Raw genomic sequence first — 12,783 nt, 5'->3', positions numbered from 1 at the left:
GTCGGAGGCGGGAAAAGAGGCCGATGGTTGCAGAACTGACCGCCCCGTGTCATCTCGCGGAAGTCATGCGGGCTATTGGGGCTCCGGTTTTTCCCTCTGCTGCAGGCGAAGCAGGAAGCCTTTGCTCCTCCCCCTGCTTGCAGGGGGAGGCTGGGAGGGGGTGGGCTTTTCGCTCTGCTGCTTCAAGATCAAGAGCGACCCCTCCCCAACCCTCCCCTGCAAGCAGGGGAGGGAGCAACCTCCCCGGGAGTACGGCGTCAGAGGGCCAGGCCACCTTGCGACTGTGCTGTCGGCGCGGCGCGTGCGCGCGAGAACGCCAGCAGTTCGCCCAGCCGGGCGCCTTTTTCCCGCCAGTCGTAAAACCGCGACTCGCCGACCAGCGCGTAATGCCATACGCGGTCGCCGCGCTGCTCCGCGTCCAGCGCGTTGATCCGCTCGCACCAGGTGGTGGCCGCCTTCAGCTTGCGCTGCACGTTCGGATGGCTGACCTGCTGCTGCGCCTTGGTCTCGACCAGGTAGATCGCCTCGGCCGTGCGCACCAGGAAATCCGGGATGTAGAACGCGGGCAGGCCGTCGTCCTTGACGTAGCGCAGCCGCGCGAAGTCGTGGCGGTTCTCGCTGATCTTGCAGAACGCCTCCACGCCGGCATCCAGCTGCGCCCACTCGATGAACGCGCGCTCCAGCCCGCCGCTGCGGGTCGGGTACGGCAGGCGCGTGTAGATGCACTTGGTCACTTCCAGCGAGGCGCTTTCGCGCACCATCAGCCTGCTCACCTCGGACAGATGCCGATGACGCACTTCGGTGGCGCCGGTAGTGGTGTGCTCCTCGGCGCGTACCAGCGCCAGCCCGAAGATCTTCACGATGTGGTCGAGCACCGGATCCAGCAGCAATAGTCGCCAGCCCTCGTCCTCGAACGGCTCGAAGGGTTCGTCGAAAAGCCGCTCGCGGATATAGTCGTCCAGCGCGGTGGCCAGCGCGGCGGTGTTCATCTGCAGGTAGGGGCGATCCAGGTGCGGGGCGATCTTGTTGCCCCTCGGCAGCGGGTGGTTCAAGGCCTGGCTCACCCGCCGGGTCAGCCGCGACAACAGCTCGTTGTAGCCGCTGACGTTCATCGCCACGCCGTCGACACGGTAGTCGCCGAACAGCGTGCTGCTCTGCAGGTCCTGCGAGGTGAAGGTGTCGCCCTTGCCCAGCAGTTCGGCCAGCTTCACGCGGCTCATCGCGCTGAACGGCGACAGCGTGGCGATATCGATCGGCAGGTGCTCGACGTTCTCCTCGGTCTCGCGAAGGATGAACGGGATGGCGAAGTCATACAGCTCGTAATCCTCGCGCAGCTCGGCGGCGACCAGGTCGCCGGTGCTGCTGCCTTCGTCGTCGCCAGTGGTGCCGACCAGGCCTTCGCGCATCAGCTCGTCGTAGAAGCCCTGGAACGCCGGGTGCTCGACGATCGAGAGAATGTCGATCAGCGAGCCCGGCTCCTCGCCGCGGTTGATCCGCTCGCGGTTCTCGCGCTTGATGTCGGCGTATTCCGGGTCGCGCCACATCAGGCGCAGGCCGCGGCCGATGGTCTGCTCCAGCAGGATCTGCGCCTGGCTGGAACGCAGCGGCACGATCACGCAGATGTTGTTGACGTCGAAACCCTCGCGCAGCATCAGCACGCTGACGATCGCCCGCGGCTGCGCGTGCCGGTCCACGTTGAACAGGCGCTGGCGCAGCGGCGCCCAGTCCTTCTCGCCGAGCTCCGCCTTCTTGCCGGAATCGACGGTGAGCACGTCCTCGTCGTGCAGGCCCTCGTCGCACAGGAACTGCGCCACCAGCGGCGATACCTTGGTGTCCTCGCACACCACCAGCATCTTCGGGTGGCGGTCGGGGTCGAGCCGGGCGAAGTCCGCCTCCAGCTTGCGCAGCTTCTGCAGGCCGGCGCGCAGCATCACGCGCTGGCCTTCGGAAAGCGCCACGTTGCCGTCGGCGTCGCGCTCGGCCTTGAACTCCAGTGAATCCAGCGGCAGCGCGCCCAGCTCCTTGCGCTTGTCCAGCACCAGCGACTTCACCAGGCCCAGCCGCATCGCCGCCTTCAGGTCGAAATCGACCACGATGTGCGGGAAGTAAACCTTGCGCTTGTTCCTGCCGCCGCCCACGTCGTTGTACGGCGTGGCGGAAAAATCCATCTGCACGAAGCGGCGGCCCTTGCCCGCGGCGATGATCGACAGGCTCTTCTGCCATTCGACCTCGGTGGTCTCGCCTTCCTTCTTCAACTCGTGGATGTGGTGCGCCTCGTCGTTGAATACCATCAGGTCGGGCAGGTCGGCGAGATAGGAGAGCACGTTGCCGCGTGCCCAGCGCCGGTCCAGCATGTCGAGGCTGTTGCCGGCGGCGCGGCCCGGCGTCAGCGGCAGCACGTCGTAGGCCACGCGGGCCGCATCGGCGACCATGCCCGGCGTGTCGACCCACTCGGTTTCCTCCTGCTCCGCTTCCTCCTCGGCGTCGCTGAGCAGGTGCCAGTTGGTGATTGCGATCATGCCGTTGCCGGTGGCCTTCAGGCCGATCTCCTGCTTCTGGCAAACATTGCCGCGTACGAACTGCGCGATCCGCTCGCGCCGCGCCGGCGGGGTGAACAGCTCGGCGTAGCTGGCGATGTCGGAGCTGGCGAAATCGCGGCTCTTGTCTTCGTTCTCCTTGCCGAGGAACGCATCGAGCAGGCGCTCGTACACGATCAGCCCCGGCGCCACGATCAGGAAGCGGCGGGTGAAGCGCGGGTCGTCGCGGCCCTCGTCCAGTGCCGCCGTCTTGTTCAACAACTGCCACACCAGCAGCGCCTGCAGCACCCAGGTCTTGCCGGTGCCGGTGGCCATCTTCAGGCAGTACTTCGGGTGGCCGTGCTTGCCCTGCGCCACGTCGGCGAGACGTGTGCCTACCAGCAAGGCGTCGGCGCACACCTGCTGGTACAGGTCCTTCAGGTTTGGGCTGTCCAGCACTTCGTGCGCCACGATCACGTTGAGGATCGCCTGCCTCTGGCCGGGGTGAAAATTGAACGCGCGCGACCGACAGGCATCCTCGCCGAACCACCAGCGCAGCAGCTCGGCGGTCACCGGCGTCACCAGTTCGTAGAGGTCGGCGATGCCCTGTTCCAGTCCAACGCACAGTTGTTCGGTGCGGTGGGTCAGTGCCGCAGCCAGGGCCAGCGGGTTGGCAGGGTCACGCATGGTCTTGCTCCCCATGCTTGCGCATCGTAAACATATTGTTTACGATGGTCGGGCGAAAGCCGGCCAGGTAAACAGGAGTGACCAGGTGATCAGGAGCTTTGCCGACAGGGAGACGGAGCGCTTGTTTTCCACCGGAGCCGCCAAGCGGTTTCCACCGGATATCGCGCGTCGCGCGATCGGACGCCTGCAGCACTTGCATCTCGCCAACCGGGTCGAGGATCTGCGCAAGCCGCCCTCCAATCGTCTCGAAGCCTTGAAAGGAGATCGAGCTGGCCAATGGAGCATTCGCGTCAACGAGCAATGGCGGCTGTGTTTTCGTTTTGAGGGCGGCGATGCCTTCGATGTCGAGATCGTCGACTACCACTGAGGAACTGCATACATGTCCATACCCGCCACCAAAAACGGTCTGCCGCCCATTCACCCCGGCGAACTGCTTGAAGAGATCCTGAGTGATCTCGGCATGAGTCAGGCGGCTTTCGCTCGCGTGGTCGGAGTTTCGCCGATGCGTATTTCGCACGTGATCCGTGGCGAACGTCCGGTGACCGCAGAGCTTGCGTTGCGGTTTGGTCGCGCCTTTGGCCAGACGCCGCAAATGTGGCTGAACTGGCAGACTGACTACGACCTCAAAATCGCCGAGCGCGATATCAAGGACAGTCTGCGTAAAGTTCAGCGGTTGGCAGCCTGAATGCTTTTTGCCGTCATTCCCGCGAAGACGGGAATCCAGCGACTCCTGGCAGGTAAAGACGCTGGATTCCAGCTTTCGCTGGAATGACGAGGGCCGGAGCGTCTCGCGAGCCATCACTTCCCTCCCTCCGCCACCACCTGCACCACCTCGGCCTCGAAGCCGAACACATCGACCACGCGCACGCAGACGCGGCGCTCGCCAGCCTTGTGCGGCACGTTGAAGTTCGCGGCGGTCACCGCGCGCAATGCGTCATCGTCGTTGGCGGTGTTGCCGCGGTAGTCCTGCCACACGGAGCGGAACACCGCACCGTCGTAGTCCGGATCCACCGCCCAGTACTCGATCAGCGCAAGCGGTTCGGCGTTGGCCACCTTGAGCAGCTTCTTCCGGTTCTCCTCGTCCAGGTTGATCGCCTCGGGCGAGAGCAGCACGTAGTTGTCCAGCGTAACCTGCAACTGCTCCTCGTCGCCGCTGCGCTGGCGTTGCACCGGCTTGATCGTGAGGTACTGCAGGCTGGAAAAGCGCACCTGGCCGCGCAGCTTCTCGATGCCACCCTTCTTGCGCAGGCGGTCGAGCAGGTCGGGCGGGATCACCAGCACTTCCAGCCGCGGGTCGTTCAGCGCGGTGATGCTCTGCCCGATCGACGGCTCGAAGTTCCAGCCCAGCACCACCACCCGATCCCAGCCGCCGAGCAGGTGCTCGCGCTGCGCGATCGCCTTGCGCAAGGTGGCGTCGCCGGTGAGCTTGTTCGGCGAGTCCACCAGCACCAGGGTCTTCTTGCCGCCGTACACCACCGCGCCGAGATTGCGCAGCGGGTTGTCTTCCGGCTGCAGCGGAAGCGCGCCGTACAGCGAAAGCACGATCCCCGACAGGTCGCCCACGCGGAACTTGCGCCCCAGCGAACTCTTCGCCGCCTCGACCTGGTAATCACCGATCGCCTGGTACAGGAAGGGCTTGGCGCCCTGGTCGATCAGCCGCTTGCGCATGATCATGCAGGCCGGCTTGCCGAGATCGGTGGTGATCCAGCGGCGGCCGAGCTTCTCGGCGACGGCGGCGGTGGTGCCGGAGCCGCCGTTGAAATCGGCGACGAGGCCCGTGTTTGGGCAGGAGTGCTCGATAATGCGTTCCAGCAAACGTTCCGGCTTCTGTGTGTCGTAGCCAGTGATTTCCGAGTGCTTAGCCTGGTTTTCTTTGTAGGCGCGTGGATCAGCATAGATCTGTTTGATATCAGTCCACACCGTCGAAGCTGGCAGCCCCTTGCTTTCGTCCAGGTACTGGCGATCAACAATGTTCTCGCCTTCGTCGTCTTTGCCACGCAGTCGGATGCGATATCGGCGCCCATCCTCGTCCGTGTATTTGAACCAGTCGTCGATGTATTTCTGCTCGTATGGCAAATACACCTTCTTGGTGTAGCGGTTGTCATAACTTTTCGCGTAATGCGCGATGTATTCGTGGATCTTGACCATCTTGGGGCCGGCTGCTCGACCTCCAGAAGGTGAGCCATAGGCCCAAATGACTTCCTGGACAAAATTGTCCTTGCCGAAGATTTCGTCCATCACGATCTTCACGTAGTGGCTGACCTGAATGCCCAAGTGAACGTGGATCGAGCCGGTGTCCGCGAGTAGCTCCCGCATGAGCACCAGTCGCGGGGTAATCATTTCGAGATATGACGCCGTCCCTTGCGACCATGTATCGGAATATGCGAACTGCTCGATCACCGTCGGCTTCTGCTCCAGCTCTACGCCAGGCAGCGACACCTTGGTGCGGTAGTCGGCCTTGGAGTCGAACGGCGGGTCGATGTAGATCAGGTCGACCTTGCCGCGCAGGCTGGGCGTGTGTTCGTCGCCGGCGAGCAGGGCGGCCATCGCCAGCAGGTTGTCGCCGTAGATCAGCCGGTTGGTCCAGTCGGCCGTGCCTTCGTCGCCCAGGTGCGCCTGCCGGTTCGCCGCGGTGATCCAGTCGCCGTCGCGCGTGTCCTTCGACGGCAGCACCCACTCGCGTGTCTGCAGGCTGACCCGGTGGCGTCCTTCCAGGCTCTCCAGGATCTTCTCGGCCTGCTTGCGGCCTTCCCTGATGATCTCCGGCAGCTGTTCCAGCAGTGAATTGGTCACGCGGCCGTTCCCCATGGATTAACGTCAAACGTTAATCATAGTGAACTCTGTACGTTAACCGGTAGGCTGGGCGGCCGCTAAGTTGCCATGGAATGAGCAACGAACGCGCCGAATTCTCGAAACGCCTGGCTGCCGCGATGCTCGCGCAGGGCCACGAGCCGCGCCCGGGGGTGCTGGTCACGCAGTTCAACCTGCGCTTTCCGGGCACCTCGGTGGTGTTCCAGACGGCTTCGCGCTGGTTGAACGGCAAGGGGATTCCCGAGCAGGACAAGCTGGTCGTGCTGGCCGACTGGCTGAAGGAAAGCCCGGATTTCCTGCGGTTCGGCGATCGGGCCGTGCACGGAAAGCGTGGCGCCAGACAGGTCAAGGAAGAGGCGCCGACCTACGACGACCAGAAGGTCTTCGATATCTACCGGGCACTGCCGGCTGCGCAGCAGAAGGTCGTGTGCGACGTGATCCTTGCCTTGGCGGCACCGCCTTCGAGACGGTCGACCTCAATCAAGCGCCGCGCTGGCGCAAAAACGGATAGCCGCCGATAGCCGAGTGGCCCCAGGTCGTGTAGGGCGGACACTGTCCGCCGCTCTGGATTCAACAAAGCAAGAGCCGGCGGGCCGTGCCCGCCCTACGCAGCGTCGCTCACCGGCAGGGCTTCAGCACTCGATGACGTTGACGGCCAGGCCGCCGCGGCTGGTTTCCTTGTACTTGTCCTTCATGTCGCGGCCGGTATCGCGCATGGTCATGATCACCTTGTCGAGCGAAACGCGGTGCTTGCCGTCGCTCTTCAGCGCCATGCGGCTGGCGTTGATCGCCTTGACCGAGCCCATCGCGTTGCGTTCGATGCAGGGGATCTGCACCAGGCCGCCGATCGGGTCGCAGGTGAGGCCGAGGTTGTGCTCCATGCCGATCTCGGCGGCGTTCTCGACCTGCATCACGTTGCCGCCGAGCGCGGCGGTGAGGCCGCCGGCGGCCATCGAGCAGGCCACGCCGACTTCGCCCTGGCAACCCACTTCGGCGCCGGAGATCGAGGCGTTTTCCTTGTACAGGATGCCGATCGCGGCGGCGGTGAGCAGGTAGTCGATGATGCCGTTCTCGTCCGCCTTCGGGCAGAAGCGCAGGTAGTAATGGCCCACCGCGGGCACGATGCCGGCGGCGCCGTTGGTCGGTGCGGTGACCACGCGGCCGCCGGCGGCGTTTTCCTCGTTCACCGCCAGCGCATACAGGTTCACCCAGTCGAGGATGGTCAGCGGATCCTTCAGCGCGGCCTCGGGCTGGTTGCGCAGTTCGTCGGCCATGGCCGGGGCGCGGCGCGCCACGTGCAGGCCGCCGGGCAGGGTGCCGGGCGAGCGCAGGCCGCGCGTCACGCAGTCCTGCATCGCCTGCCAGATCGTCAGCAGGCCGGCGCGGGTTTCCGCCTCGGGCCGCCACACGCTCTCGTTCGCCATCATCAGCTGGGCGACCGTCAGGTGGTGTTGCTTGCACAGCGCGAGCATCTGGTCGCCGGTGGTGAAGGCGTAAGGCTGCTCGGTGGTGTCGGCGACGATGCGGTCTTCCGCCGCCTCGTCGGCGTTGACCACGAAACCGCCGCCGACCGAGTAGTAGTCGCGGCTGGCCAGCTCGTTGCCGTCGGCGTCGTAGGCGGAAAAGCGCATGCCGTTGGTGTGGAACGGCAGCTTTTGGCGCTTGTTGAAGACCAGGTCGCGCTTTTCCTCGAACCCGATCTCGTGCTTGCCGAGCACGCGCAGGCGTTGCGTCGTGCGGATGCGTTCGAGCGTGGCGGGGATCCGGTCGGGATCGACGGTGTCCGGGTGCTGGCCTTCGAGCCCCAGCAGCACCGCCTTGTCGGTGCCGTGGCCGCGGCCGGTCATCGCCAAAGAACCGTACAGCTCGGCGCGCACGCGGACGACGCGGTCGAGCACGCCCTTCTCCTCCAGCCAGCGTTCGGCGAAGCGCGCGGCGGCGCGCATCGGTCCCACCGTGTGCGAGGAGGACGGCCCGATGCCGATCTTGAACAGGTCGAATACGCTGACGGCCATGGATGCGCTGCTGGCGAAGTGAATGAACCGGCTATTCTACGCGGCACCCTTGGCTTTGGCAGTCCATTCGCAAGCGCATGTCCGACCTGATCCTGTACCAGCGCGACTACTGCCACCTGTGCGATTGCGCGCTCGCCGTCATGGCCGAGGCGCACGCGCCGGATTTCGACAGCGTGTGGGTGGACGATGCGGACGAACTGGAGCAGCGCTACGGCACCCGCGTGCCGGTGCTGCGCGATGCGCGCGACGGCCGCGAGCTGGACTGGCCGTTCGATGCGGCGGCCGTGCGCGCGTTCCTGTCGAAGTAAGCTCCCTACCCTGCAAGGCAGGGGAGGGCTGGGCGACCGGAGGGAGTCCCTCAGGTGAGGGGTTCGCTCTTGATCTTTCCCGCAAGCCAGAACAACCTCCTCCGACCTCCCCCTGCGAGCGGGGGGAGGAACATCAGGCCAAGGGCCGCGGGTTCTCTGCCGATCGAGGATCTCCCTGCGCACCGCGGCAACGGCTGCATGTCGGGATGGACCACCGGCCAGCTTTCAGACGCCGAAATACGCCAGCGTGCCGACGACGAGGCCGAGGCCGCCCATCACGAGCACCAGCCTGCCCAGCCACTGCTTGCGGGTGAGCAGCGCGATCGCGGCCATGGCGATGCCGATCTGCAGCAGCATCGTGGCCTGCGCCCAGCGGTGATGGCGGTGCATCTGCGCCTCGCTCTTTTCGTCGAGCGCGGCCGAAGCCTGTTCGAGCTTGTCGGCGGCGAGCTTGATCTCGGCCTTCTGCGCCTCGTAGCGCTTCATCTCGGCCGCGAAGAACGGCTTGCGCACATCGCTGGACAGCTCCATGCCGAGCTCGCTCAGGTTCAGCTTGTTGCCCTTCGCCTGGTAGTAGTTCCACTGGTTGGCCGCTTCGGTTTTCCTGATGGCGGCGTCGTTCTTGAGCAGGGCCGCCTCGGCCTGGGTGCTGCCCGCCATGTACGAGAACATGGCGCCCATGGTGGCCAGGATGGCGGTGATCACCGCCAGCCGGCCGGCCATGCCGCGGGGCTCGCGTTCGGCGGCTTCGTCCAGGTGGTCCTCGTGCACTCCACGGACTTCGAATTCTTCTGACATGCGCTCTCCGATCAGCCGGCTGGGTGGGATGCGGATTCTAGGCGCGATCGCCGTGCATGCGGCGTATCCCGCAAGAACTATCGGACTCTATCGGTTCAGCGGGCGGCGCCAGGGTTCCTGAGCCGGAGCAGGATCTCCTCGCGCGCCTCGCGCAGGATCGAATCGCGGTCGAGGCCGGCGACGATGTCGGCGACGGCGCGCTTGGCGCCGGCTTCGCCCCAGGACTTGCCGGCGACCAGGTAGCGTTCGGCGGCGCGGCCGATCAGCACCGTGGCGTACCAGCCCAGCGCACCCTGCGCGGCGGCGGTGATCAGCACCGATAGCCCGGCGCTGACGCCCTTCAGCGCCGAGGCGACCAGCTGCATGCCCCAGATCGCACCCATCAGCGCGGCCAGCTGGGCGGAGATCACCGCCACCAGCCGGCCGGATTCGGCGCGGGTCAGCGGCAGGCCGTACACGCGCGACAGCTGTACCACCATCGCCGCGTCCAGCCCGGCGGCGGCGAGCAGGTCGGCCACCGGGATCGGGTTCAGCGCCACCGCCACGCCCTTGGCCAGGCAGTACTGGCGGATAAGTTTCGCCGCCACCGCCTGCCGGGTCTGCGCGATGCGCGCGCTGACCTGGTCGGTGAGCCGGCCGGCGTACAGCCCGGCGTTGATCGCCGACAGCGTCTTGCCCTCGCGCGCGGCGATCGCCAGCAGCCGCTCGCGCAGGGCGGCCACGTCGAGCGTGCCTGCCTGCTCGCGGAGGTGTTCGTGGCCGCGCGCGTCGATCTCGACCAGCCGCTGCGGCGCCGGCCGCGCGGCCACCGCGAGCACGTCTTCCGCGCGCACCAGGCCGGCCACGCGCCGGCGCAGGTGCTGCAGCAGGCTGTGCAGTTCGTCCGGTCTGTACCGGTCGGCCTTGTTCAATGCCAACAGCAGCGGACGCTGGGTGGCGGCAAGCGTCTTCAGCGCGTCGAGTTCCTCGCGGGTGAGGTCGCCGTCGCCGACGAACACCACCAGGTCGCTGACCTCGGCCACCTCGAACGCGAGGCGTTCGCGTGCCTCGCCGTCCAGCTCGTTGATGCCGGGTGTGTCGATCAGCACCAGGCCGTCGTGCTGCGCCTCGTCCAGCATGGCGTGCTCGGCGTCGGTGGTGGTGCCGTGCAGGACGCCCACGGCGAACGCCTCGCGGCCGAGCAGCGCGTTGCCCAGCGCCGACTTGCCGGTGGAGACGCGGCCGAACACGGCCACGTGCAGCTCGCCGCGCTCGAGCTTGTCCAGCATGGCCTCGATGCGGCCGAAGTCGCCGGCCAGCTCGCTGCGCACCGCGGCCGGGATGGTCGGGTCATCCAGCAGCGCGCGCAGGCTGTCGGCCACCGGCGTCGGGTCGGTGGCCGCGCGCGGTGCAGGCGTGGCGACGGCGGGCCCCCGCGCGACCCAGCCGCGCAGGCGCCGCCACAGCGTGTCGCTCGCCATCGCGGCGGCTTACTTCGGCGCCAACTGCAGGTGCGCGGTGACCTTCACGTCGCCGCCGATCACCGAGGTGTCGGCGTAGTCGCCGGTGCCCACGCCGAAGTCCAGCCGCTTCACCGTGCCGGCCACGTCCAGCGTGGCGCCGCCGGCCTGCGGCTTGAACGTCACCTCGAGGCTCATGGGTTTGGTCACCCCGCGCAGGGTGAGCGTGCCATCGGCGACCACCTTGCCGCCGCTCTGGCGGAAGCCGGTGGTGACGAAGTGCGCCTTCGGGAATTTCGCCACGTCGAAGAAGTCCGCGCCGGGCAGCGCGCCGTCGCGGTCCTTGTCGCCGGTCTTCACGCTGGCCAGGTTCACCTCCACGTCGAACTTCGATGCGGCGAGGTGGGCGGGGTCGTAGCTGATCGTGGCGGTCCACTGGCCGAAGCGGCCGTCGAACGATTCGCCCTGGAAGGTGTTGCTGAAGCCTAGCGTGCTGGACGCCGGCTGCACGGTGTAGTCGGTGGCCGCGGCGACGCAGGGCAGGGCGAGCGCCAGCAGCAGGATGGCAAGACGTTTCATCAGTGATCTCCTTCGGAAGCGGGGCGTGCGCGCAGGCGGCCGAACGGCAGCATCCGGCGCAGCACGTTGTCGTGATCGAGCAGGTGGTGTTTCAGCGCGCCGCCGACATGCGCCACCAGCACCAGCAGCAGGAACCAGAACAGGTACTCGTGCACGCCGTGCGCGAAGTGGCGCAGCGCGTCGTTCTTCTGCACCAGCGCCGGCAGGTTGAACAGCTTGAACCACTGCAGCGGCTTGCCGGTGACCGAGTTGAACCACCAGCCGCTGAGCGGCAGCAGCACGATCAACACGTACAGCAGGCCGTGCGCCGCCTGCGCGGCGAGTTGCTGCCAGCGCGGCGCCGGCTCCTCGGCCGGGCGGTGGTCGGTCCAGCGCCACGCGATGCGCAGCAGCACCAGCGCCAGCACGGTGAGGCCGATCGACTTGTGCAGGGCCAGCCAGTTGATCTTCTGCATCGGCGAGCTGGCCAGGTCCATCAGCAGGCCGAACAGGCCGTTGCCGAGGATGCCCAGCGCGATGGTCCAGTGGAAGAACTTGGCGACCGAACCCCATTGGCGGTCGTTGCTGCGCAGACTCATGGATGCTCCTTGGTGGGCGAGGTGGCGCGGTCGTCGCGGAGCGCTTCCAGCTCCAGCCAGAGGCTGACGTGCGCGCCGATCGAATTGGGGTTGGCGGTGATGCCGAAGTCGTTGCGATCCAGGCTGGTGGTGGCCGAGAAGCCCGCCACCTCGTGCGTTTCGTAGAGGGTGCGGGCGGCGCGGTTGAAGGTGAACGCCAGGTCCAGCGGGCGGGTCACGCCGTGCAGGGTCAGCTCCCCGTGCAGCACGCCGTGCTGGTCGTCCCGGCGTTCCACGCCGGTGCTGCGGAAGTGCGCATAGCGCTGCCGCTCGCAGTCGAGCAGCGCCGGCTTGCACACCGCCGCGTTCCAGGCCGCATCGCCCATGTCCACGCCGGCCAGGTCGATGTCCAGTTCGGTCGCCGCCGTGCTCCAGTCGCCCGGGTCGAAACGCAACCAGCCGCGCGCGATGTGCAGCCGCCCGAACGGCCGCGAATAGCCGTTGTGGCTGATGCTGAAGACGACCTGGCTGTGCACGGTGTCGTAGCGCCAGCCGGCCGGCGCGGCATGCGCCGTTGCCAGCGGCAGCAGCATCGCCGCGAGACACCACGGCCAGCAGTTTGGACGCAGACGAGACATGCGGCGAAGTCTGGCCGATCGCCGGCGGCGCCGCCAGCGCCGGGGGCTGAACGATGGGTTTCCGGTTGGGGGTCAATCGGGGGGGCAGGGGTTTCTGGTATTTATTGTCTCGCAAGACCGGAGCTTTCGTGTGCCTGCGACAGCCACCTCGCGGGATCGTTGTAGGAGCCCGCTCGCGGGCGATGCTTCTGTCGCGTTGATGCGGGCTCAGGGCGGAGAGCTTTCGTGCGCCGATGGCGCCCGAGTCACTTTTCTCTTGCGTGGCCAAGAGAAAAGTAACCCAAAAGAGAAGGCCACCCCGCTTGGCGCTTGCCGGGCTCCCGCCCGGCAAGTCCGTGAGCCGGGGCCGGGCTTTTCGAACGGGCCTCCTGCCCGTGCGAAAAGGCGAGGTCATCCATGACCTAGCCCGCTGCGCGGCCTGATCGCCCCGCCTCA

At 66.6% G+C, this 12,783-nt stretch carries 12 protein-coding genes; 4 read left to right on the top strand and 8 right to left on the bottom strand.

Going from position 1 to position 12,783, the window contains the following annotated elements:
- Nucleotides 1-257: 257 nt before the first annotated feature.
- Complete coding sequence (locus RHOFW104R8_RS04470; protein ID WP_068090949.1) at nucleotides 258-3,203, bottom strand: DEAD/DEAH box helicase family protein; 2,946 nt, start codon at nucleotides 3,201-3,203, stop codon at nucleotides 258-260.
- Between the two features lie 85 nt (nucleotides 3,204-3,288).
- Between RHOFW104R8_RS04470 and RHOFW104R8_RS04465 the strand changes: the two genes are divergently transcribed.
- Nucleotides 3,289-3,570 carry a type II toxin-antitoxin system RelE/ParE family toxin gene (locus RHOFW104R8_RS04465; RefSeq protein ID WP_068090978.1) on the top strand — a complete coding sequence of 94 codons (282 nt, stop codon included), beginning with the start codon at nucleotides 3,289-3,291 and terminating at the stop codon, nucleotides 3,568-3,570.
- A gap of 12 nt (nucleotides 3,571-3,582) precedes the next feature.
- Nucleotides 3,583-3,888, top strand: a complete 306-nt coding sequence (locus tag RHOFW104R8_RS04460; RefSeq protein WP_068090951.1) for a HigA family addiction module antitoxin — start codon at nucleotides 3,583-3,585, stop codon at nucleotides 3,886-3,888.
- Between the two features lie 113 nt (nucleotides 3,889-4,001).
- Here RHOFW104R8_RS04460 and RHOFW104R8_RS04455 read toward each other — a convergent pair whose 3' ends face one another.
- Entirely contained in the window at nucleotides 4,002-5,996 is a 1,995-nt protein-coding gene (locus RHOFW104R8_RS04455; RefSeq protein ID WP_068090980.1) for a site-specific DNA-methyltransferase, read from the bottom strand.
- Between the two features lie 92 nt (nucleotides 5,997-6,088).
- On the opposite strand from RHOFW104R8_RS04455, the gene RHOFW104R8_RS04450 reads away from it, so the two are divergent.
- Nucleotides 6,089-6,535 (top strand): hypothetical protein, encoded by a 447-nt coding sequence (locus tag RHOFW104R8_RS04450; protein ID WP_068090953.1) that lies wholly within the window; start codon nucleotides 6,089-6,091, stop codon nucleotides 6,533-6,535.
- A gap of 111 nt (nucleotides 6,536-6,646) precedes the next feature.
- Here RHOFW104R8_RS04450 and RHOFW104R8_RS04445 read toward each other — a convergent pair whose 3' ends face one another.
- Nucleotides 6,647-8,029 (bottom strand): L-serine ammonia-lyase, encoded by a 1,383-nt coding sequence (locus tag RHOFW104R8_RS04445; RefSeq protein WP_068090956.1) that lies wholly within the window; start codon nucleotides 8,027-8,029, stop codon nucleotides 6,647-6,649.
- 77 nt (nucleotides 8,030-8,106) lie between these two features.
- Here RHOFW104R8_RS04445 and RHOFW104R8_RS04440 point away from each other — a divergent pair, with 77 nt between their 5' ends.
- A complete protein-coding gene (locus RHOFW104R8_RS04440; RefSeq protein WP_068090958.1) occupies nucleotides 8,107-8,337 on the top strand; it encodes a glutaredoxin family protein in 231 nt (76 codons plus the stop codon).
- Nucleotides 8,338-8,562: 225 nt separating this feature from the next.
- Here the strand turns inward: RHOFW104R8_RS04440 and RHOFW104R8_RS04435 are convergent, their stop codons facing one another.
- The 5 genes from RHOFW104R8_RS04435 to RHOFW104R8_RS04415 all read right to left on the bottom strand — a co-directional run bounded on the left by RHOFW104R8_RS04435 (nucleotide 8,563) and on the right by RHOFW104R8_RS04415 (nucleotide 12,348).
- Nucleotides 8,563-9,135: a DUF4337 domain-containing protein gene (locus tag RHOFW104R8_RS04435; protein WP_068090960.1), complete on the bottom strand. Its 573-nt coding sequence runs from the start codon at nucleotides 9,133-9,135 to the stop codon at nucleotides 8,563-8,565.
- A gap of 95 nt (nucleotides 9,136-9,230) precedes the next feature.
- Nucleotides 9,231-10,595: a GTP-binding protein gene (locus RHOFW104R8_RS04430; RefSeq protein ID WP_068090962.1), complete on the bottom strand. Its 1,365-nt coding sequence runs from the start codon at nucleotides 10,593-10,595 to the stop codon at nucleotides 9,231-9,233.
- A gap of 9 nt (nucleotides 10,596-10,604) precedes the next feature.
- A complete protein-coding gene (locus RHOFW104R8_RS04425; protein WP_068090963.1) occupies nucleotides 10,605-11,153 on the bottom strand; it encodes a YceI family protein in 549 nt (182 codons plus the stop codon).
- Nucleotides 11,153-11,731, bottom strand: coding sequence for a cytochrome b (locus RHOFW104R8_RS04420; protein WP_068090966.1), 579 nt, complete (start codon nucleotides 11,729-11,731; stop codon nucleotides 11,153-11,155). Before RHOFW104R8_RS04420 ends, RHOFW104R8_RS04425 begins: the two co-directional genes overlap by 1 nt.
- A complete protein-coding gene (locus RHOFW104R8_RS04415; protein ID WP_068090968.1) occupies nucleotides 11,728-12,348 on the bottom strand; it encodes a YceI family protein in 621 nt (206 codons plus the stop codon). The genes RHOFW104R8_RS04420 and RHOFW104R8_RS04415 overlap by 4 nt, the downstream gene beginning before the upstream one ends.
- Nucleotides 12,349-12,783 lie beyond the last annotated feature (435 nt).

This window comes from Rhodanobacter sp. FW104-R8, assembly GCF_001617365.1.
Classification (GTDB): Bacteria; Pseudomonadota; Gammaproteobacteria; order Xanthomonadales; family Rhodanobacteraceae; genus Rhodanobacter.
This window is presented reverse-complemented; position numbering and strand designations above follow the sequence as displayed.

Coding starts and splice junctions, on each gene's coding strand:
- RHOFW104R8_RS04440 (WP_068090958.1), top strand. CDS start 8,107: ATGTCCGACCTGATCCTGTACCAGCGCGACTACTGCCACCTGTGCGAT.
- RHOFW104R8_RS04425 (WP_068090963.1), bottom strand. CDS start 11,153: ATGAAACGTCTTGCCATCCTGCTGCTGGCGCTCGCCCTGCCCTGCGTC.
- RHOFW104R8_RS04430 (WP_068090962.1), bottom strand. CDS start 10,595: ATGGCGAGCGACACGCTGTGGCGGCGCCTGCGCGGCTGGGTCGCGCGG.
- RHOFW104R8_RS04450 (WP_068090953.1), top strand. CDS start 6,089: ATGAGCAACGAACGCGCCGAATTCTCGAAACGCCTGGCTGCCGCGATG.
- RHOFW104R8_RS04420 (WP_068090966.1), bottom strand. CDS start 11,731: ATGAGTCTGCGCAGCAACGACCGCCAATGGGGTTCGGTCGCCAAGTTC.
- RHOFW104R8_RS04445 (WP_068090956.1), bottom strand. CDS start 8,029: ATGGCCGTCAGCGTATTCGACCTGTTCAAGATCGGCATCGGGCCGTCC.
- RHOFW104R8_RS04435 (WP_068090960.1), bottom strand. CDS start 9,135: ATGTCAGAAGAATTCGAAGTCCGTGGAGTGCACGAGGACCACCTGGAC.
- RHOFW104R8_RS04460 (WP_068090951.1), top strand. CDS start 3,583: ATGTCCATACCCGCCACCAAAAACGGTCTGCCGCCCATTCACCCCGGC.
- RHOFW104R8_RS04415 (WP_068090968.1), bottom strand. CDS start 12,348: ATGTCTCGTCTGCGTCCAAACTGCTGGCCGTGGTGTCTCGCGGCGATG.
- RHOFW104R8_RS04470 (WP_068090949.1), bottom strand. CDS start 3,203: ATGCGTGACCCTGCCAACCCGCTGGCCCTGGCTGCGGCACTGACCCAC.